General features: G+C 73.3%; 19 protein-coding genes. 4 read left to right on the top strand and 15 right to left on the bottom strand.

Annotation, left to right across the window (positions count from 1 at the left end; translation table 11 throughout):
* Positions 1–9: 9 nt before the first annotated feature.
* Together ACFYPH_RS23690 and ACFYPH_RS23685 are read left to right on the top strand one after the other, a co-directional pair.
* Positions 10–1,197, top strand: coding sequence for a hypothetical protein (locus tag ACFYPH_RS23690; RefSeq protein ID WP_363940611.1), 1,188 nt, complete (start codon positions 10–12; stop codon positions 1,195–1,197).
* Between the two features lie 188 nt (positions 1,198–1,385).
* The gene (locus ACFYPH_RS23685) at positions 1,386–1,727 is read left to right on the top strand and encodes an RNA polymerase-binding protein RbpA (protein WP_046564157.1); all 342 of its coding nucleotides are present in this window, start codon (positions 1,386–1,388) and stop codon (positions 1,725–1,727) included.
* A gap of 60 nt (positions 1,728–1,787) precedes the next feature.
* Here ACFYPH_RS23685 and ACFYPH_RS23680 read toward each other — a convergent pair whose 3' ends face one another.
* From ACFYPH_RS23680 to ACFYPH_RS23640, 9 genes are all read right to left on the bottom strand, one after another.
* Positions 1,788–2,312, bottom strand: a complete 525-nt coding sequence (locus ACFYPH_RS23680) for an FxsA family protein (RefSeq protein ID WP_387184612.1) — start codon at positions 2,310–2,312, stop codon at positions 1,788–1,790.
* A 65-nt stretch (positions 2,313–2,377) separates the two neighbouring features.
* Complete coding sequence (locus ACFYPH_RS23675; protein WP_355068858.1) at positions 2,378–3,187, bottom strand: polyprenol monophosphomannose synthase; 810 nt, start codon at positions 3,185–3,187, stop codon at positions 2,378–2,380.
* A 34-nt stretch (positions 3,188–3,221) separates the two neighbouring features.
* Positions 3,222–4,949 carry an apolipoprotein N-acyltransferase gene (gene lnt, locus ACFYPH_RS23670; protein WP_387184609.1) on the bottom strand — a complete coding sequence of 576 codons (1,728 nt, stop codon included), beginning with the start codon at positions 4,947–4,949 and terminating at the stop codon, positions 3,222–3,224.
* A 580-nt stretch (positions 4,950–5,529) separates the two neighbouring features.
* A complete protein-coding gene (locus tag ACFYPH_RS23665) occupies positions 5,530–6,867 on the bottom strand; it encodes a glutamate mutase L (protein ID WP_354862176.1) in 1,338 nt (445 codons plus the stop codon).
* A 40-nt stretch (positions 6,868–6,907) separates the two neighbouring features.
* On the bottom strand, positions 6,908–7,315 hold the full coding sequence (locus ACFYPH_RS23660; RefSeq protein ID WP_387184606.1) for a hotdog domain-containing protein: 408 nt from the start codon (positions 7,313–7,315) through the stop codon (positions 6,908–6,910).
* A complete protein-coding gene (locus ACFYPH_RS23655) occupies positions 7,312–8,061 on the bottom strand; it encodes an OAM dimerization domain-containing protein (RefSeq protein WP_354862180.1) in 750 nt (249 codons plus the stop codon). Before ACFYPH_RS23655 ends, ACFYPH_RS23660 begins: the two co-directional genes overlap by 4 nt.
* The gene (locus tag ACFYPH_RS23650) at positions 8,058–9,617 is read right to left on the bottom strand and encodes a lysine 5,6-aminomutase subunit alpha (protein ID WP_387184604.1); all 1,560 of its coding nucleotides are present in this window, start codon (positions 9,615–9,617) and stop codon (positions 8,058–8,060) included. Before ACFYPH_RS23650 ends, ACFYPH_RS23655 begins: the two co-directional genes overlap by 4 nt.
* On the bottom strand, positions 9,614–11,179 hold the full coding sequence (locus tag ACFYPH_RS23645) for an amidohydrolase (RefSeq protein ID WP_363938475.1): 1,566 nt from the start codon (positions 11,177–11,179) through the stop codon (positions 9,614–9,616). Before ACFYPH_RS23645 ends, ACFYPH_RS23650 begins: the two co-directional genes overlap by 4 nt.
* A gap of 4 nt (positions 11,180–11,183) precedes the next feature.
* Positions 11,184–12,233 carry a zinc-binding alcohol dehydrogenase gene (locus ACFYPH_RS23640; protein ID WP_363938484.1) on the bottom strand — a complete coding sequence of 350 codons (1,050 nt, stop codon included), beginning with the start codon at positions 12,231–12,233 and terminating at the stop codon, positions 11,184–11,186.
* A gap of 153 nt (positions 12,234–12,386) precedes the next feature.
* Here ACFYPH_RS23640 and ACFYPH_RS23635 point away from each other — a divergent pair, with 153 nt between their 5' ends.
* Complete coding sequence (locus tag ACFYPH_RS23635; protein ID WP_387184600.1) at positions 12,387–13,778, top strand: KamA family radical SAM protein; 1,392 nt, start codon at positions 12,387–12,389, stop codon at positions 13,776–13,778.
* A gap of 25 nt (positions 13,779–13,803) precedes the next feature.
* Here the strand turns inward: ACFYPH_RS23635 and ACFYPH_RS23630 are convergent, their stop codons facing one another.
* From ACFYPH_RS23630 to ACFYPH_RS23620, 3 genes are all read right to left on the bottom strand, one after another.
* Complete coding sequence (locus ACFYPH_RS23630) at positions 13,804–14,613, bottom strand: polysaccharide deacetylase family protein (RefSeq protein ID WP_387184597.1); 810 nt, start codon at positions 14,611–14,613, stop codon at positions 13,804–13,806.
* 276 nt (positions 14,614–14,889) lie between these two features.
* A complete protein-coding gene (locus ACFYPH_RS23625) occupies positions 14,890–15,231 on the bottom strand; it encodes a YnfA family protein (protein ID WP_354973890.1) in 342 nt (113 codons plus the stop codon).
* Between the two features lie 74 nt (positions 15,232–15,305).
* Positions 15,306–15,500: a CsbD family protein gene (locus ACFYPH_RS23620; RefSeq protein WP_354862191.1), complete on the bottom strand. Its 195-nt coding sequence runs from the start codon at positions 15,498–15,500 to the stop codon at positions 15,306–15,308.
* 156 nt (positions 15,501–15,656) lie between these two features.
* Here ACFYPH_RS23620 and ACFYPH_RS23615 point away from each other — a divergent pair, with 156 nt between their 5' ends.
* Positions 15,657–16,268 (top strand): histidine phosphatase family protein, encoded by a 612-nt coding sequence (locus ACFYPH_RS23615; RefSeq protein ID WP_354862192.1) that lies wholly within the window; start codon positions 15,657–15,659, stop codon positions 16,266–16,268.
* On the opposite strand, the gene ACFYPH_RS23610 is transcribed toward ACFYPH_RS23615, so the two are convergent.
* From ACFYPH_RS23610 to ACFYPH_RS23600, 3 genes are all read right to left on the bottom strand, one after another.
* Positions 16,198–16,704 (bottom strand): Lrp/AsnC family transcriptional regulator, encoded by a 507-nt coding sequence (locus ACFYPH_RS23610; RefSeq protein ID WP_007460055.1) that lies wholly within the window; start codon positions 16,702–16,704, stop codon positions 16,198–16,200. The two genes, ACFYPH_RS23615 and ACFYPH_RS23610, sit on opposite strands and share 71 nt — an antisense overlap.
* Before the next feature lie 63 nt (positions 16,705–16,767).
* Positions 16,768–17,910, bottom strand: coding sequence for an acyl-CoA dehydrogenase family protein (locus ACFYPH_RS23605; protein WP_354862194.1), 1,143 nt, complete (start codon positions 17,908–17,910; stop codon positions 16,768–16,770).
* A complete protein-coding gene (locus ACFYPH_RS23600; RefSeq protein WP_387184592.1) occupies positions 17,907–19,016 on the bottom strand; it encodes a M24 family metallopeptidase in 1,110 nt (369 codons plus the stop codon). The genes ACFYPH_RS23605 and ACFYPH_RS23600 overlap by 4 nt, the downstream gene beginning before the upstream one ends.
* Positions 19,017–19,136 lie beyond the last annotated feature (120 nt).

Here is a 19,136-nt window from a genome sequence, read left to right as displayed (position 1 = left end):
TCGCCCTCGATGGACGCCCCGCTCACCCCCACCGAAACCCGCCCGTGCGCCCACTGTGGACGACCGGTGCCGCAGCGTGTCGGCGCGGGCCGGCCGTTTCGCTACTGCCGCGACAACGACGGCGCCTGCCAGCGCGCCTCGCGCAACAGCCGGATGCGTCACCGCAACGCGCCCGGCCTGCCCGGTCAGGTGGCCCGCACCTGGGAGGCGGTGGACCGCCTCGACCAGATCGTCGAGACGTTGACCGAGGCGTTGCACGCCGAGCTGTCCCCCGGGGGCGTGCAGCGGCAACTCGCGCAGGCCCGCGCGGAGGCCGCCACCGAGATCGCGGCGGCGCAGACCGAACGCGACGAGGCCCGCGACGACGCCGAGACGGCGGCGGCCGACGCGGCGCGCGCCCGCGAGCAGGCCCGCGCGGCCCGCGCCGAGGCCGACGACGCCCGCCAGCGCGCCGAGCAGGCGGCGCGCCAGGCCACCGCGGCCGACGAACGGGCGCAGCACGCCGAGGCCGCCCGCGATCAGGCGCGGCACGACGTCAGCGCCGCCGAGGCCCTGCGCGCCCAGGCCGAACGGGACCGGGACCAGGCCCGCAACGAGGTGCGTGACCTGCGGGCGCAGCGCGACACCGAGCGGCAGCGCGCGGCCGACCTGACCGTCGAGCGGGACGCGGCGCGGGCTGACGCCGAGCGGGCCAGCCGGGCCGCCGCCGAGGCGACCGAGCGGGCCGGACGATGGCAGGCCGAGGTGCAGGACGTACGCCGCCAGATCGACCAGGCCCGCGCCGACGCCGCGCGGACCCGCGCCGAGGCCGCCGACGCGGCCCGGGCCCGGGAACAGGCCGACCGGGCCCGCGACCGCGCCCAGGTCGCCGCCGCCGAAGCCGACGACGCCCGGCAGGAGGCCGCCGAGCTGGCCGCCCGGCTGCGCGCGGAGCTGACCGCCACGGCCGCGCAGCGCGACGCCCTCACCGCCGACCTGACCGCCGCGCGGCAGGCCGCCGCCACCGCCGAGGGCCGGCTCACCGCCCTGACGGTACGACTCGACGCCGCCGAGGCCGACCGTGACGTGGCGCAGCGGCGGGTGGCGCAGCTCGGCGACCAGGTCAGCGACCTGGCGTTGGCGCTGGCTCGCCTGGGCGCCGCCGCACCCGGCGGTGCGGGCGCTTCCGATCGGGGTGCGCAGCCGGCGCAACCTTGACCGTGTCCGGGCGGTTAACATCCCCGGTGGCAGTCGCGACACGCCACCGCCGTGGCGTCACCGTCTCAGCCGGCTACCCTTGGGTCCGGCTCACCCGTGGACGCCTCACGCCCTCGGGCGGGAATGGGGCGACGGGAAAGCACCGTTACACCCAGAAGACCAGCACCACGAACGAGGGGAAGTCGATCATGGGCGAGCGTATGCTGCGCGGAAGCCGCCTGGGCGCGGTCAGCTACGAATCCGACCGCAACACGGAGCTCGCGCCGCGTCAGACCCGCGAGTACCTCTGTGCCAAGGGCCACCAGTTCGAGGTGCCGTTCGCCGTCGACGCCGAGGTCCCGACGACCTGGGAATGCAAGTTCGACGGCAGCGTCGCCCGACTCGTCGACGGCAGCGAGCCGGAGCAGAAGAAGGCCAAGCCGCCGCGTACCCACTGGGACATGCTGCTGGAGCGGCGCTCGATCGCTGAGCTCGAGGACATCCTCGCCGAACGTCTCCAGGAGGTTCGGACCCGCCGCGGCCGCGCCTGAGCCGCACCCGCACGACACGGCGCCCCCGGGGATTCCCCGGGGGCGCCGTCATGTGTGCGCTCAGTTACGGCCTGGCTCGACGATCTCACCCTCGATGGCCCGGCCACCGTCGACGACCACCGGCTGCTCCGGCTCCGGACGCGGCGTCGGCTGCGGCGCGCCCTGGCGCACCCGCACCGTACGCGGCCCGAACAGGTCACCGGCGACCATCGACGACACCCGCCGCTCGGCGGCGCGTTGCACCCCGGAGCGGGCCAGGCGACGCACCGGCGGCACCATCAGCAACAACCCGGCCAGACCGCTGAGAAGACCCGGCGCCGCCAGCAGCAGCGCGCCGGCCAACCCGACGAGCCCGTCGGTCACCTGCCGCCCCGGTGGCTGCCCGGCCTGCGCGGCGCTGCGGAACCCGCGCCAGGCGCGCATTCCCTCCCGGCGCAGCAGCACCAGCCCCAGCAGCGACGCGGCGAACACCAGCAGCACCGCCGCGCCGAACCCCACCGCCCGCCCCACCAGGACGAACACCGCCAACTCCAGCACCACCGCCAGCAGCAGGGCGATCGGCACGAACCTCAGTCCTCGGCGCATCTCACCTCATCGCCAATCCGCGGCACACCGACACGTACCGCACATCCAGCATGACACGGCCGCGCTCACGGCCACCGCACCTGACCCGTGGGGGTGCCGTGCAGGCCCCGGCGTACGGCCTGCCGCCGGTCCTGCACACCCCAGCGGGTGATCCGCCACAGCGCCTCGGCGACGATGCGCGGGCTCATCTTGCTGTCGCCGCGTTCCCGCTCGGCGAACGTGATCGGCACCTCCACGATCCGCACCCCGGCCCGGTGGGCGAGCCGCGACAGCTCCACCTGGAACGAGTAGCCCTGCGAGCACACCGACTCCAGGTCGATGGCGTCCAGGGCGCTGATCCGGTACACCCGGTAGCCCCCGGTGGCGTCCGACACCGGCATGCCCAGCGCCAGGCGCGCGTACAGGTTGCCGCAGCGCGACAGCAGCAGCCGCCGCAGCGGCCAGTTCACGACCTGCGCGCCGCTGGTCCACCGCGACCCGATCACCACGTCGGCGTCGCGGGCGGCGTCCAGCAGCGCCGGCAGGTCCTCGGGGGCGTGCGAGCCGTCGGCGTCCATCTCCACCACGGCCTGGTAGCCGCGCTCGCGCGCCCACCCGAACCCGGCCAGGTACGCGGCGCCGAGGCCCTGCTTGCCCTCGCGGTGCAGCACCTGCACGTGCGGGTCGCCGTCGGCGAGCGCGTCGGCGATCGCGCCGGTGCCGTCGGGACTGTTGTCGTCGGCGACGAGGATCTGCACGGCGGGGGCGGCCCGGCGGACCCGCCCCACGATCGCCGCGACGTTGTCGGCCTCGTTGTAGGTGGGGATCACCACGAGCACCCGACCCAGGCCGGGCACCTCGTCCGGACGCCGGATCGTATCGGTCGCCTGGATCACGGTTCCTCCGCTCCCGCCGGCGTACCGGCTGTTGCTATCCGGGCACGACCCGCTGCCGTCGGCGCAGCACGCCCGCTCCGGCCAGGGCGGCCACGGCCAGCCCAGCGAGGGCCAGCTCCGGCCAGCAGCCGAGGCGGGTGGCGAGGGTACGCCCGCTGTCGAGCCGTAGCTGCCGCACCACGACCTCCCGGGTGTTGAACCCGGTGGCGTCGCTTACCCGCCCATCGGGGGCGACGAACCCGGACACCCCGACCGTGGAGGCCATCAACGCCGGCCGGCCGTGCTCCACCGCCCGCAGCCGCACCATGGCCAGCTGCTGGCGGGCCTCCGCCTCGTCGAAGGTGGCGTTGTTGGTCTGCACCACCAGCAGCTGCGCGCCGCCGGTGACGGTGTCGCGGACCACCTCGTCGTAGGCGACCTCGAAGCAGATGACGTCGCCGAGCACGGCCGGGCCGGCGCGTACCACGCCCGGGGTGCTGCCGGGCACGAAGTCGCTGCGGATCAGGTCGACCTTGTCGCTGACCATGCGGGCGATGTCGCGCAGCGGCACGTACTCGGCGAACGGCACCGGGTGGCGTTTGGTGTAGAGCTGCGCCATGTCCGCGCCGGTGTCGGGCCGCCACAGGATGCCCGCGTTGCGGACCTGCCCCGGGCCGGGGCCGAGCAGCACCGCGCCGACCAGGATGGGCGCGCGGATCGTGTCGGCGGCCTGGGAGATGCGGGCCCCGGCGGCGGGGTTGCGCAGCGGGTCGATGTCGCTGGAGTTCTCCGGCCACACCACCAGGTCGGGTTGCCGCTCCGCGCCGGCCGCGACCCGCGCGGCCAGTTCCAGGGTGGCGTCGACGTGGTTGTTGAGCACGGCCTGGCGTTGGGCGTTGAAGTCCAGTCCGAGGCGCGGCACGTTGCCCTGCACGATGGCCACGGTGACGGGCTCGCCCGACCCGGCGGCGGCCAGCGGCACCAGCAGACCCGCCCCGGCCAGCGCGACCGCGGCGACGGCCGGCACGGCCACCGGCGTCCACCGCCGCGCCGACCCGGCGCCGCTGGGCCGGGTGGCCGGTTCGATGTCGCTGGTGTCGCGGGGGCGGCTGGTCGCGTCGGTGTCGCCGAGGCCACCGGTCGGGTCGGGGTCGGTGCGGCTGGTGGGGCGCAGAATGGCCCAGGCGTGCCAGCCGGCGGTGACCAGCAGCCCGCCGACGACCGCCACCGCGAAGGTGACCAGCGGCGCGCCGCCGAGGGCGGCCAGGCGCAGCAGCGGCGAGTCGTCCTGGGTGAACGCGAGCCGGCCCCACGGGAACCCGCCGAACGGCGTACGGTCGCGCAGCGCCTCCTGCCCCACCCACAGCAGCCCGGTCAGCGCCGGCAACGCCCAGCGGCTCCGGTCGGCCAGTGGTGACACCCAGGCGGTGGCGGCCCCGAGCAGCGCCAGGTAGCCGGCCTGCAGCAGCGACAGCAGCACCCACGGCAGGTAGCCGGTGTGCAGGTTCGTCCAGGCCAGCAGCGGCGCGAACAGCGCCACTCCGGTGAGGAAGCCCACGCCGGCGCCGGCGCGCAACCGCCGTCGGTGGGCGGCGGCGGCCAGCAGCGCCACGCCGACCGGCGCGAGGGGCCACACCCCGTACGGCGGGAACGCCAGCAGCAGGGCCAGCCCGGCGGCGACCGCCATCGGCGCGGCGACGCGCAGCGGCAGTGGCCGAGCCACGGCGACCGGCGCGCTGATCACCGTGGGGGCGTGGCTCTCGTCGCGGTCCAGGGTCGTCACCGCTGCTTCACCTCGATCACCCGGCGAAGGCTACCCGGCCGTCGCCCCCACCGGCCGCATCGGCCCACGATGAGGGGCCCGCCCGACCCCTGCTCCGCGATCTTGCACTGTCGGTCGTCGACGCAAGGGGCGTTCCCGCTCATGTCGGCGACCGAACCTGCCAGATCGGCGCGCGAGTGGGGTGGGGGTATGAAATCGGGGCGCGGCTTGCGCCGCGCCCCGATGCTCCCAGGCCCTCCCCGGCCGGTGCGGCGAGGATGGGGCACGCCGACCTTCGGACCGACCAGGCGGTTGACTGGCTGCCCCCGCCGGGCCGTTGTCTACTGGCCGTGCACCTCACCCTGCCCGTACACCGGTAACCGCGACCGGTTCGCGCCGCCCCGCCGACCCCCGCCCGCTGGACCTGGCCGCCGCGACGATGACGCTGAAAATGTCGCTCGGCCAGCGGACGAAGGGACGAAGCGAACAACAGCCGCTTCCCGTGGTAGGACTCAAAGACGGTACGTGCTGCACCCCGCCTCCTGTCAACCCACCCCCGGCCTGTCGTGTGTTGCGCCACGGCGTGTCGGGTCGGCGTGTCTCACTGCGTGCTCAGATGGTGGCGCAGCAGCGCCCCGGCGGCCGTCCGGTGCTCCTCGGCGAGCAACCCACCGGCGGCCAGCACGTAGTCGACGTCGACGACCGCGCGGGCGGCGCGCGGCAGCGCCCACCCGCCCGCGTGATCGGCCAGGACTGCCGCCAGGACCTGCCCGGACGCGTCGGCGGGCGCGTGCCGCAGCACCCCACCGGAGCCCACCAGCAGCCGCACGTCGCGCAGGTCCCGCCCGGCCCGCTCGCCGGTGGCGGCGCCCCGGGCGTGCCGGCGCAACGCCACCGTCGCCGCCAGGGTGGCGATCCGGGCGTCCACGGCCCGCTCGACGTCGTCGGCGGCCAGGAACGACGGGTCGGCGGCCCGTCGGTCGGCGGCGGCGGCCAGGCCGTCGGTCTCGTCGGCGGCGAGCAGCCGCTCCTCGGCGGCGGCGCGCACCACGCCGGGGGCGCTCCACCGCATGCCCAGATCGCCCTCTACGGTGCGGGCCCGCCACAGACTGCCCGCGACCTCCCGGCCCGGCCCGGTGGCCCGCTCGTCGGGCGTGAGGACCGAGTACACGTCGGTGGTGGCCCCACCCACGTCGACGACGGCGAGGTCCCCACCGATGGTGTCGGCGAGCACCTCCACGCCGGTGAGGACCGCGTCGGGCGTGGCCGCCCGCACCAGCCGCGCGAACCGGGTGCCCCTGGACAGTCGTTTGCCGCCGATGACGTGGCGCAGGAACACCGCGCGGATCGCCGCGCGCGCCGACGCCGGGGCGAGCACCCCGATGCGGGGCAGCACGTTGTCCGCACCGGTCACCGGCACCCCGGCGGCCTCCAACAGCCCGGTCAACTCCGCACGGACGTCGCTGTTGCCGGCCAGGACGACCGGCACCCGCCAGCGGGCCCGGGCCAGGCGGGTGGCGTTGTGGGTGATCGTGTCGGCGTCGCCGCCGTCGGTGCCGCCCACGAGCAGCACCACGTCCGGCCGGGCCGCCCGCAACGCCGTCAGGTCGGCGGCGCCGAGCCGACCGGCCGCCACGTGCACCACGTGCGCGCCGGCCGACAACCCGACCCGCCGGCCCGCCTGCGCGGTCACCAACGCCTCGTAGCCGAGCACGGCCAGCCGCAACCCACCACCGGCCGACGAGCAGACGTACCACGGCACGTCCCGCGCCCCGAGCCCGGCGGTGGCCGCCGCGACGGCGGCGTCCAGGCCGTGCAGCACGTCGCTGCCCACCGTGGTGGGCGCGGCCGCCGCGCCGACGAGGACACCCGCGGCCAGGTCCACCACGGCCGCCTTGGTGTACGTCGAGCCGACGTCCGCGCAGACCGCCAGGGTCACGAGTTTCCCTGTTCGCGACTGCGGGGCTCGCAACCCCGGCTCACTCCTCGCGACTCACTGATGCGGCGGGTACGACCACGGTGCCGGTCGCCGTGACCGCGACGATCGGCGGGTCCAGAACCTCGGCGGCGGACGCGGAGCGGTCCGGGCGACCCCGACACACCACCGTGCAGCTCAACTCCAGGGTGCGGCTGCGACTGCCCACCCGGGACACCTGGGCGGTCACCTCCACCACGTCACCGGCGCGGATCGGCGCGGTGAACCGCACGTCGGAGTACCCGGCGAACAGGCCCTCGTCGCCGTCCGTGCGGATACACACCTCCGTGGCGACGTCGCCGAACAACCCGAGGGCGTACGCCCCGTCGACGAGGTTGCCGGCGTAGTGGGCGTGCGCGTGCGGCACGTACCGCCGGTGCGTCACCGTCAACCCGAGCCTGGAGTCGGTCATGCCATCGCCTTCCGCTGCGTGATCAGGGCGTGCACGAGGTAGCTGGCCACCTCGCCGGGCGTGGTCCCCCGACCGAAGATCCGGTCCACACCCAACTCGTCGGTCATCGACTCGTCGAACCGGGGGCCGCCGACGATCAACAGGGGCCGCTTACCCGCCGGCATGGCCTCCCGGAACGCCGCCGACATCTCCCGCGTGTTGTGCAGGTGCGCGTCGCGTTGGGTGACGACCTGCGACACGAGCACCGCGTCGGCCTTCTCCACCCGGGCGGCCTCCACCAGCTCCGGCACGCTGACCTGCGCGCCCATGTTGGTGACCTTCAACTCCCGGTAGTACTCCAGGCCCTTCTCGCCCGCGATGCCCTTGACGTTGAGGATCGCGTCGATGCCCACGGTGTGCGCGTCGGTGCCGATGCACGCCCCGACCACCGACAGCTTGCGGCGCAGCCGCTGCTTGACGACGGTGTTGACCTCCTTGGCCGACAGCAGCGGGAAGTCCCGTTCCACCACCTGCACCGCGTCGACGTCGACGAGGTGGTTGACCCGCCCGTACACGACGAAGAACGTGAACCCGTCACCCATCGGCTTGGCGTGCACCACCATCGCCGGGTCGATGCCCATCTTGTTGGCCAGCTGCACCGCCGCGCCCTCGGCCCGCTTGTCGTGGGCCACCGGCAGGGTGAACGACACCTGCACCATCCCGTCGCCGGTGGTGTCCCCGTACGGACGCACGATCGCCTTGCTCACGCCGCGACCTCCAGGATCTCGGTGGCCGGGTTGTAGTAGTCGGCGTCGTGCGCGGCGACCCCGTCCAGACCCTTGCCGCGGTCCGCCGGCCGCTTCATGATGCCGAACGTGCCCTCCGCGATCGCGGTGAGCAGCGTCTGCTCCCCGATGCGCTCCAACAGGTCCAGAGCCTCACCGAGGACCTGGTTGGCGCGCCGGCGGATGAACCCGCCCGCCGCCGGCACGAAGTCCTCGTGCAGCCCACCGGCGGCGCCCAGCACGTAGCGCACGTTCTGCAGGGCGATGTCCCGGTCCGACAGCCACGGCGTCACCACCGCCTCGGTCATCATCCCCACCAGCAGGATGCCCTGACCGGTCAGCGCGCCCGCCAGGTTGAAGAACCCGTCGAGCAGGTTGCCCCGGAACACGTCACCGGTCATGTGCTTGGTCGGCGGCATCCACTTCAACGGCGCGTCCGGGAACAACTCCCGCGCCAGCAACGCGTGCGCCAACTCCAACCGGAACGACTCCGGCACCTCCGGGTTGATCTCGAACGCGTGCCCCAGGCCCAACTGCCAGTCCGCCAGGCCCGCCTCGTGCGCGAAGAACTCGTTGAGCAGCTGCGACACGGTCACCGTGTGCGCCTCGTCGACCGCGTCGGCGGTGGTCAGGTAGTTGTCCTCACCGGTGTTGATGATGATCCCGGCGCGGGCGTGCACCTGCCGGGAGAACCGCTGGTCGACGAACGTACGGACCGGGTTGATGTCGCGGAACAGGATCCCGTACATCGAGTCGTTGAGCATCATGTCGAGCCGTTCCAACCCGGCCAGGATCGCCATCTCCGGCATGCACAACCCCGACGCGTAGTTCGTCAGCCGCACGTAGCGGCCCAACTCCTTCGACGACTCGTCCAGCGCCGCGCGCATCAACCGGAAATTCTCCTGCGTGGCGTACGTGCCGGCGAAGCCCTCCCGGGTCGCGCCCTCGGGCACGTAGTCCAGCAACGACTGCCCCGTCGAGCGGATCACCGCGATGACGTCCGCACCGGCGCGTGCAGCCGCCTGCGCCTGCGGAATGTCCTCGTAGATGTCGCCCGTCGCCACGATCAGGTAGATCCACGGCCGCTGCTTCGGGTCCCCGTGCCGCTTGACGAGGCGCTCGCGCTCCGCGCGCCGCCGGTCGATCCGCCGGATACCCGCGCCGACCGCCTTGCGGGCCGCCGACCGGGCCGCCGTCGCCGACCGACCGCTGGGCAGCGCGAACCGCACCGACCCGGCGGCGGCCTTCTGCGCCAGCAACGTCACATCCGTGATCCCCTCGCGAGCAAGGGCGTCGAACACCGGCACCGCCACCCCGTGCCCCAACCCCACGTCCGCGACGACCGCGTCCACGAGCCGGTTCACCCACGGAATGCCGTCCGGGTCGGCGCCGCTCACCCCGGCCAACCGCAGCACCGCCCGCTCCACCGACACCGTCGTGTGGCTGCGGGCCAGGTCGACCACCGGCTGCCCGGCCCGCCGCGCCAACTCCCGCGCCCGCGCCACCAACACCGGATCAAGGTCAAGTTTCCCGGTCACGACGACCCTTCCTCATAGATGACCTCACCACGCAGCACCAGCCGCCGGCACACCGGCAGCGGCGTCGGATCGTCCGGACCCCGCACCTCCGGGTCCTCGGCCACCAGCACCGGCAGACCCCGTTCCACCCCCGCCGGCGTCGACCACACCGCGAACGTCGCCGGCGCACCCAGCGCCAGCACACCCTCGACGTCCAGGTGCACCGCCCGCCACCCACCGCGGGTGTGCGCCGCGAACGCCGCCCGCACACTCATCCGCTGCGCCGGGTTGTGGTGCGCCGCCGCAGCCCGCACCGACCCCCACGGGTCCAGCGGCGTCACCGGCGAATCCGACCCGAACGCCAACGCCACACCCACCGAGTGCATCGCACCCATCGGGTTCGACTCCAACGACCGGTCCAACCCCAACCGCGCCTCGTACATCCGGCCCGCCCCACCCCACAACCGGTCGAACGCCGGCTGCATGCTCGCCACGATCCCGTACTCCACGAACCGCGCGATCATCCGCTTGTTCATGATCTCCGCGTGCTCGATGCGGTGCCGGGCCGCGCGCAGCCGCTCCACACCCAGCGTCGCCGCCGCCGCCGCGAACCCGTCGAGCACCGTGCCGATCGCCGCGTCCCCGATCGCGTGGAACCCGCCCTGCAGGCCCTGCGCCGCACAGTCCAGCAAGTGATCACGCACCTGCTCGGCGCTGAGATACCCGTGCCCGCAGCCGTCACCGTCGCCGTACGGCTGCGACACGTGCGCCGTGCGCGACCCCAACGCCCCGTCCGCGAACAGGTCACCCCCGGCGCCCACCGCGCCCAACTCCCGGGCCCGCGCCGCGCCACCCAGCTCACCCCAGTACCCGTACACCTCCGGCACCCCCGCCCCGGAGATGCCCAGCAGGCCCGTGAAGTCCTCCTCGTCGGAGATCTCCGGACCGCCGCACTCGTGCACCGCCGCGATGCCCAACGACGCCGCGTGCGCGAGCGCCACCCGCTGCGCGGCGACCCGCTGCGCCCGCGTCACCGACCCCTGCGCCGCCGCCCGCACCACATGGTGGGCGTCGCGCCGCAACCAGCCCGACGCGTCGTACCCGGCCGCCTGCGCCGCCTGCGGACACGCCGCCAGCAACGCCGACGACACCAACGCCGAATGGATCGACGCCTGCGACAGGTACACCCGCCGGCCACCGGCCGCCCGGTCCAACGCCGCCGCGTCCGGCAACGTCGCGTCCGACCAGCCGGACTCGTCCCAGCCGTGCCCCAGCACCACCGCGTCCGCCGGCAACCCCGCCGCAAACCCGGCCACCGCGTCGAGCAACTGCCCCGCCGAGCGCACCCCGGACAACTCCAGCCCGGACAGCGCCAACCCGGTGTCGGTGGCGTGCACGTGCGCGTCCACGAACGCCGGCGTCACCAGCGCCCCGTCCAGGTCCACCACCCGGTCGGCCGGCGGCGCGTCACCGTCGGTGCCCAACCAGGCAATCCGCCCACCGGACACCAACAGCGCGGTCGCGCTCGGGTCGGCGGGGCAGTGCAGCACGCCGCCGCGGTACAACGTCGAGGGGTTCGTCATGACCTCAGTCTGCCGCGATCCGCGCCGCGAACAGCCGACGCACCCCCGGCTCGGCGCGCAACAGCCCCAACGCCAACTCCGCGTGCCCCGGCACGTACCCGTTGCCCACCAGCATCGTCACGTCCGCCGCCAACCCCTCCGCGCCCAACGCGGCCGCGGAGAAGCTCGTCGCCATCGAGAAGAAGATCACCGTGCCGCCGTCCGCGGTGGAAAGCACCGCCCCGTGCTCACAGCCCGGCACGTCCACGCACACCACAGTCACGTCCGCCGGAGCGCCCAGCGCGGTGGTCACCGCCATGGACAACCCCACCGGGTCGCGCGCGTCGGCCAACGCCACCACCGACGCCAGCCCGGCGTCCGTCAGCGCGTCCCGCTCCGCCGCCACCGGAACCACCCCGACGGTACGCGCGGCGCCCGCACGTCGCGCCGCCGCCAGAGACAGCGACCCGCTCTTGCCGGCCCCGCCGATCACCGCGACCCGCACCGGCGTCGGATCACCGCTACGCCGACGCTCCTCGACGTAGCGCGACACCACCCGGGCGGTCAGCGCGGGCGCCCCGCACACGTCCAGCACGGCCAGGGACAACTGCGGATCCTCGTCATCGGGCAGCACCGCCGCGATGGACCGCGCGAACAGGATCGCCCACCCGTCACACGGCACCTGCTCACTGCGGCCGTCCCAGCGGGCCAGCCCGTCGGTGATCACCAGGGGCGTCAACGTCAACGACACCAGCGTGGCGACCCGCTCACCCGCCTTGAGCCCCAGCGGGGACCGCCGACCGGCCTCCTCGACAGTGCCGATCAGCATCCCGCCGGAGCCGGTCACCGGGTTCTGCATCTTCCCCCGTGTGGAAATGATCTCCAGCACCTCGGCGCGCACGGCAGCCCCGTCGCCGCCGTGCTTCTCCGACAGCTGCCGGAAACTCGCCGCGTCCAGGTTCAGCCGCTCCACCCGGATCCGCACCTCGTTCGGCGCGATCGCCGCGGACGCGTCCAGCCGCCAGGCCGCCTGCGGCAGCACCCCCGCCGGTTCCACGACGCGGTGCAGTCCCACCGGTGACGTCACGCCGACCTCCCCTGTCCGGCCGCTCGAAGCCCCGGTCAAGGCTCGCGTAGCGGGAAAACTTACGGCAGACTAGTTTCTGTACCGAATATTTTCCAGTAGCCTTCGAGCTTCGATGATCCACCGCACCACCGAGGAGGGGCCGTGACCCACACCATCCCGCAACCCCGTCACGCCCCGGTCGCCGTACCGACCGCCGGGCAGCCGTACGAATACCACCGCCGCCCCCTGGTCGAACCCGACTGGACCCGCTTCCCCGGCTGGCGCACCGTCACCCGCGACCAGTGGGAATCCGCCCAGTGGCAACGCGTCAACTGCGTCAAGAACATCAAGCAGCTCCGCGCCGTCTTCGGCGACCTCGTCGACGACAGCTTCTACACCGACCTCGAGGCCGACCAGAAGGCCCTGGCCACCATGTCCATGCTGGTGCCGCCACAAATGATCAACACGATGGTGCCGTTCGCGCCGCTGACCACCGAGGCGCTGCTCGCCGACCCCATCCGCCGCTACATGATCCCGGTCGCCTCCGACCGACGCACCGACTGGCCCTCACACCCCTACGCCAGCCGCGACAGCCTGCACGAGCACGACATGTGGGTCGCCGAAGGTCTCACCCACCGCTACCCCACCAAGGTCCTCGCCGAGCTGCTCTCCACCTGCCCCCAGTACTGCGGCCACTGCACCCGCATGGACCTGGTCGGCAACTCCACCCCCGCCGTCGACAAGCTCAAACTCACCCTCAAGCCCGTCGACCGCTACGACGCCCACATCGCCTACCTCAAGGCCCACCCCGGCGTACGCGACGTAGTCGTCTCCGGCGGCGACGTGGCCAACGTCCCGTGGCGCAACCTCGAGTCGTACCTCATGCGGCTGCTGGAACTGGAGACGGTCCGCGACATCCGGCTCGCCACCAAGGCCCTCATGGGCCTCCCCCAGCACTGGCTGCAGCCCGACGTCGTCGAAGGCCTGGAGCGCGTCGCCCGCACCGCCGCCCGCCGCGGCGTCAACCTCGCCATCCACACCCACGTCAACCACGCCCAGTCGCTCACCCCACTGGTCGCCAAGGCCGCCCAGACCGCCCTCGACGTCGGCGTCCGCGACGTCCGCAACCAGGGCGTGCTCATGCGCGGCGTCAACGCCACCACCCCGGAACTGCTCGACCTCTGCTTCGCGCTGCAGGGCGAAGCCGGGATCCTGCCGTACTACTTCTACATGTGCGACATGATCCCCAACGCCGAACACTGGCGCGTCCCGGTCTGGCACGCCCAGCAGCTCCAGCACGACATCATGGGCTATCTGCCCGGCTACGCCACCCCACGGATCGTCTGCGACGTGCCCTTCGTCGGCAAGCGCTGGGTGCACATGCTCACCGACTACGACCGTGAGCGCGGCATCTCCTACTGGACCAAGAACTACCGCACCTCCATCGAGTCCGCCGACCTGGAGGCGCTCAACAAGCGCTACGCCTACTACGACCCGATCGACACCCTGCCCGAGGGCGGCCAGCAGTGGTGGAACGACCACCGCGACGACTGACCCACCGTAGGTGCTGGCCGCCGACTCACCCGGCGGCCAGCACCTCGGACAGCGGGGCCGGCACCAGCCCCCGCTCGGCCAGCCCGGCCAGGATGTGCGGCAACGCCTCATCGGTCATCGCCGCGTTCGCCTCGGTCACATGCATGATCACCACCGACCCGGGGCGGGCGTGGTCCACCACCGCCCGCACCAACGGCTTCCACGCGGTCGCGAACGGATCGCCGCTGACCACGTCCCCGTCGACGACCGTCACGCCGAGCGGGGCCAGCGCGTCCAGCGCCGCCGCGTCGTGACAGAGCCCTGGAAAACGGAAGTACCGGGTCTGCCGACCCCCGTACGGTTCGATCACCTCGAACGTCTTCGCCACGTCGCCGCGCAACTCGTTCACCGGCTTCGTGGGCAGGTCGTAGCAGTTCCCGGTGAACGCCGCGTGCCCGTACGTGTGGTTGGCCAACTCGAAGCGCGGATTACCCGCGATCCGCCGCGTCACGTCCGGATACCGCTGCACCCACTTGCCGGTCAGGAAGAACGTGGCCGGGACCCGCTCCCGTTCCAGCAGGTCGAGGATGCGCAGGTTGGCGTACGACTTCACCCGACCGGCACGCAGGTTGCCCAACATCGCGTCGGTCATGTCCGCGTCGAAGGTCAACGCGACCTTGTTACCGGTCCGCGGCCCGTGGTCCACCACCGGCGCCCTGGTCCCGGTCGGCGTCGCGCCCGGCACCGAGGCAACCGCCGGCGCAGACGGGACACCGGCCGACGGGGCGACGGACGGCGTGGATGGGCTCGACGAGGCGGCCGAGCCGACGAAGACCGGCTGGTCCGCGGGCGGCACCCGGGACGCTTCACACCCGGCACTGCCGAGGACGGCCGCCACGACCACGACGCCAAGAAACGGGCGAAGCCCAGCTCGGATCACGCCGCAGATCATCGCAGAAGCGAAAGCGCCTCACTGTCCCCCGCATGCGCCCCACGAGGGCTCGTGGGGCACGTCTCAGGCCCGCTTGGGCGGTGCCGTTCCGGTAAGCGACATACCTCAGAGGTATGAATATGACTCTGAGGTATGTCGCTTACCGGCGACACACCGCCCGCGAGGTCACCCGCGCGCGGGTCAGGCGGAACCCCCACGCGGGGCGTACATGATGACCGCGACGCCGAGCAGGCACAGGGCCGCGCCGGTCAGGTCCCAGCGGTCCGGGCGGAAACCGTCCACCACCATCGCCCAGCCCAACGACCCGGCCACGAACACCCCGCCGTACGCGGCCAGGATCCGGCCGAAGTTGGGGTCCGGTTGGAACGTCGCGACGAAGCCGTAGCAGCCCAACGCGACCACGCCGGCGGCGATCCACCACAGGCCGCGCTGCTCCCGCCAACCCTGCCAGACCAGCCACGCGCCGCCGATCTCGGCCAGGGCGGCCAGCACGAACAACACCAGGGAACGGAGCACAGTCACGCCGCCGACCCTAACGGCCCACACGCGTCGGGTCCCCGGGCAGCACCTGCCCGGGGACCCGACGACCGCTCAGGTCACTTGTTGAAAGCGTCCTTGATCTTGCTGCCGGCATCCTTCGTGTTCTGCCCGGCCTGCTTGGCGCGCGCGTCACCCTGCTGGCTCGCGCCCGCACCACGCATCGACTCGTTGTCGGTCATATCGCCGACGCGCTCCCTCGCGGCGCCGGCCATCTGCTCAACCTTGTTCTTTGCCTTCTCGGTGAAGCTCATCGCGCCTCCTCGGTCTGGCGGTTGTCGAGGCTCGGTTGCCCGGTTTCCCGGTGCCGAAACCGGTGGTGCCGGTCGGCACACCCTGTAAGGCATCCTAGGAAGATAGGTTGAGAGAGGGCGGCACTGGCCGCCCCGGCGCGATGGTTAACTGGCCGCATGGGAGAGCTCCTGCTGATCCGGCACGGCGAGACCACCTGGAGCGCCAGCCTGCGGCACACCTCGTACACCGATCTGGAGCTAACCCCCGACGGCGAGCGACAGGCCCGCACCCTCGCCGCGTTCCTGGCCGGCCGGCGCTTCGTCACCGTCCTGGCCAGTCCCCGCTCCCGGGCGCTGCGCACCGCGCAGCTGGCCGGGCTCACCGTCGACCACGTCGACGAGGACCTCAGCGAGTGGAACTACGGCGAATACGAGGGCCGCACCACCGTCGACATCCACGACGACGACCCGCACTGGAACATCTGGACCGACGGCTGCCCCGGCGGGGAGTCACCCGCCCAGGTGGGTGACCGGCTCGACCGGGTACTGGCCCGCGTCACCCCGCTGCTCGACCGGGGCACCGTGGCACTGGTCGGCCACGCGCACAGCCTGCGGGTGCTCGGCGCCCGCTGGATCGGGCTGCCCCCGTCCGCCGGCGGACGGCTGCGCCTGGACACCGCCACGGTCAGCGCCCTGGGTCACGAGCACGGCCGGCAGGTCATCCTGCGGTGGAACCAGCCGGCTCCTCCGGCGCCCGGGACCGCGACCGACTCGGTGCCCCGGCACTGATCTTCGGCGGGCGGTTCTCGTACGGCGTGGACAGCACCACAGTCGTCCGGGTCGTCACGTTCGCCGAGGTGCGGATCTCCTGCAGCACCCGCTCCAGGTCCGCCGGGCTGGCCACCCGCACCAGCAGCAGGTAGAAGTCCTCCCCCGCCACCGAATAGCACGAGTCGATCTCCGGCAGGTGGGCCAGCCGCTCCGGCGCGTCGTCCGGCTGCGACGGGTCGAACGGGCGGATCGCCACGAACGCGGTCAACGGCAGGTCCAGCGCCTCGAACGACACCCGGGCGGCGTACCCCTTGAGCACCCCGCGCTGCTCCAGCCGGCGCACCCGCTGGTGCACGGCGGACACCGACAGCCCCACCTTCTCGGCCAGGTCGGTGTACGACAGACGGCCGTCAGCGGTCAGCGCGGCGACGATGGCGCGGTCGATCTCCTCCACGGCGAGCAACCTACCGGGAAATCGGCGCGACGGCGACGACGAACGCCGCGCTGGGCCGCCGGCTCAGCTCTTGGCGAGCGCCCGGGAGATCACCAACCGCTGGATCTGGTTGGTGCCCTCCACGATCTGCAGCACCTTCGCCTCGCGCATGTACCGCTCGACCGGGTGGTCGGCCACGTAGCCGGCGCCGCCGAGCACCTGCACGGCGTCGGTGGTCACCCGCATCGCCACGTCGGTGGCGAAGAGCTTCGCCTTCGCCGCCTCGATCGAGTACGGACGCCCCGCGTCGCGCAGCCGGGCCGCCGCCAGGGTCAGCGCGCGGGCGGCGGAGATCTGGGTCGCCGCGTCGGCGAGCAGGAAGCCGAGGCCCTGGAAGTCGATGATGGACCGGCCGAACTGCTGTCGCTCCCGGGCGTAGCCGACCGCGTAGTCGAGCGCGGCCTGGGCCAGCCCGACCGCGCAGGCGGCGATGCCCAGTCGACCCGAGTCCAGCGCGGACATCGCGATGGTGAAGCCCGCCCCCTCGCCGCCGACCAGCCGGTCGGCCGGCACCCGCGCCTCCTCGAACGCGATCTGCGCCACCGGCGAGGACCGCAGCCCCATGGTCCGCTCGGCGGCCTGCGGCGCGATGCCGGCGGTGCCCGCGTCGGCGACCAGGCAGGAGATGCCCTTCGGGCCGGGCCCGCCGGTGCGGCAGAAGACGTTGTAGAAGTCGGCCACCTGGGCGTGTGTGATCCACGCCTTGGTGCCGGAGACGACGTACGCGTCGCCGTCGCGGACCGCCCGGGTGCTCAGCGCCGCCGCGTCGGAGCCGCCCTGCGGCTCGGAGAGGCAGTACGCGCCGAGCAGCTCGCCGCCGAGCATGTCGGGCAGGAGCTTGCGCTGCTCGGCGCTGCCGAACGCGGCGACCGGGTAGCAGCTCAGGGTGTGCACGCTGACCGCCTCGGCGACCGCCAGCCACCGGCTGGCCAGGATCTCCAGCACCTGCAGGTACACCTCGTACGGCTGCGCCGCGCCGCCGTGTTCCTCGGCGTAGGGCAGGCCGAGCAGGCCGGCGCGGCCGATGGTGCGCAGCACCTCGCGGGGGAACTCGGCGCGTTCCTCGAAGCTCGCGGCCTTCGGCGCGAGCTCGCGGTCGGCCAGCTCGGTGGCGAGGTCCAGCAGGTCGTGGGCCTCGTCGGTGGGGAGGATCCGGTCGACAGTCATAGCGCGATGAGCTCCGTGGGGGTGGTGTTGAGCCGCTGCACGCCGTCCGTCGTGCAGACGACGATGTCCTCGATGCGGGCGCCGTGCCGGCCCGCGAGGTAGATGCCCGGTTCGATGGAGAACGCCATGCCGGCCTCCAGGGGCCGGTCGTTGCCGGCCACCAGGTAGGGCTCCTCGTGACCGTCCAGGCCGATGCCGTGCCCGGTGCGGTGCAGGAAAGCGTCGCCGTAACCGGCGGCGGCGATCGGCTCCCGGGCCGCCGCGTCGGCCGCCGCGCCGGTGATCCCGGGACGCACCGCCGCCACCGCCGCACTCTGGGCGGCGTGCAGCACCGCGTAGTAGTCCACGAAGTCGGCCGGCGCCGGCCCGCCCGCCACGTAGGTGCGGGTGCAGTCCGAGCGGTAGCCCGACGGCATCGTGCCGCCGATGTCCACCACCACCGGCTCGCCGGCGCCGATCGGCCGATCCGAGGTGCCGTGGTGCGGGCTGGCCCCGTTCGGGCCGGCGGCCACGATGACGAAGTCGACACTGGCGTGCCCGGCGTCGCGGATCGCCGCCGCGATGTCGGCCGCCACCTCGGCCTCGGTGCGGCCGGGGCGCAGCCACTGGCCCATCCGCAGGTGCACCTCGTCGATGGCCGCGCCCGCCTCGGCGAGCGCCGCGACCTCCGCCGGGGACTTGCGGATCCGCAGCTCGCGCAGCACCTCGCCGGCGAGCCGCTGCGCGGCGCCGGGCAGCGCCGCGCGTAGGGCGAGGACCTGCTCGGCCCACATCCGGTCGGCGAGCCCGACGGCCGACGGCGGGCCGTCGAGGGCGGCGACGACCAGGGGGTACGGGTCGACGCCGTCGGGGTGGTCGACGATGCGGACGCCGGTGTTCGGTGCCGCCTCCGCGGCCGGACGCTCCAGCCGGGGCACGATGAGCGTGGGCGCACCCTCGGCGGGCAGCACCAGGCAGGTCAACCGCTCCCCCACGTGGGCGTCGTACCCGGTCAGGTAGCGCAGGTCGGAGCCGGGCGTGAGCAGCAGCGCGTCCAGGCCGGCCGCGGCGGTGGCGCGCTGCGCGGCGAGCAGCCGGTCCGGCGGGTACAACTCATCGGTTCCCACCCCGTGAGCTTAACGGTCGTTTGGGCATCCCCAGAACCCCGCATCCGCCCGGGCGAGGAAATCCATCGGCGTTGATTGACGCCGACAGTTAACACTCTTTAAGATTTGGCTGCCTCGAGG

The sequence above is a fragment of the Micromonospora sp. NPDC005252 genome (genome assembly GCF_042872475.1).
Taxonomy (GTDB): domain Bacteria; phylum Actinomycetota; class Actinomycetes; order Mycobacteriales; family Micromonosporaceae; genus Micromonospora.
This window is presented reverse-complemented; position numbering and strand designations above follow the sequence as displayed.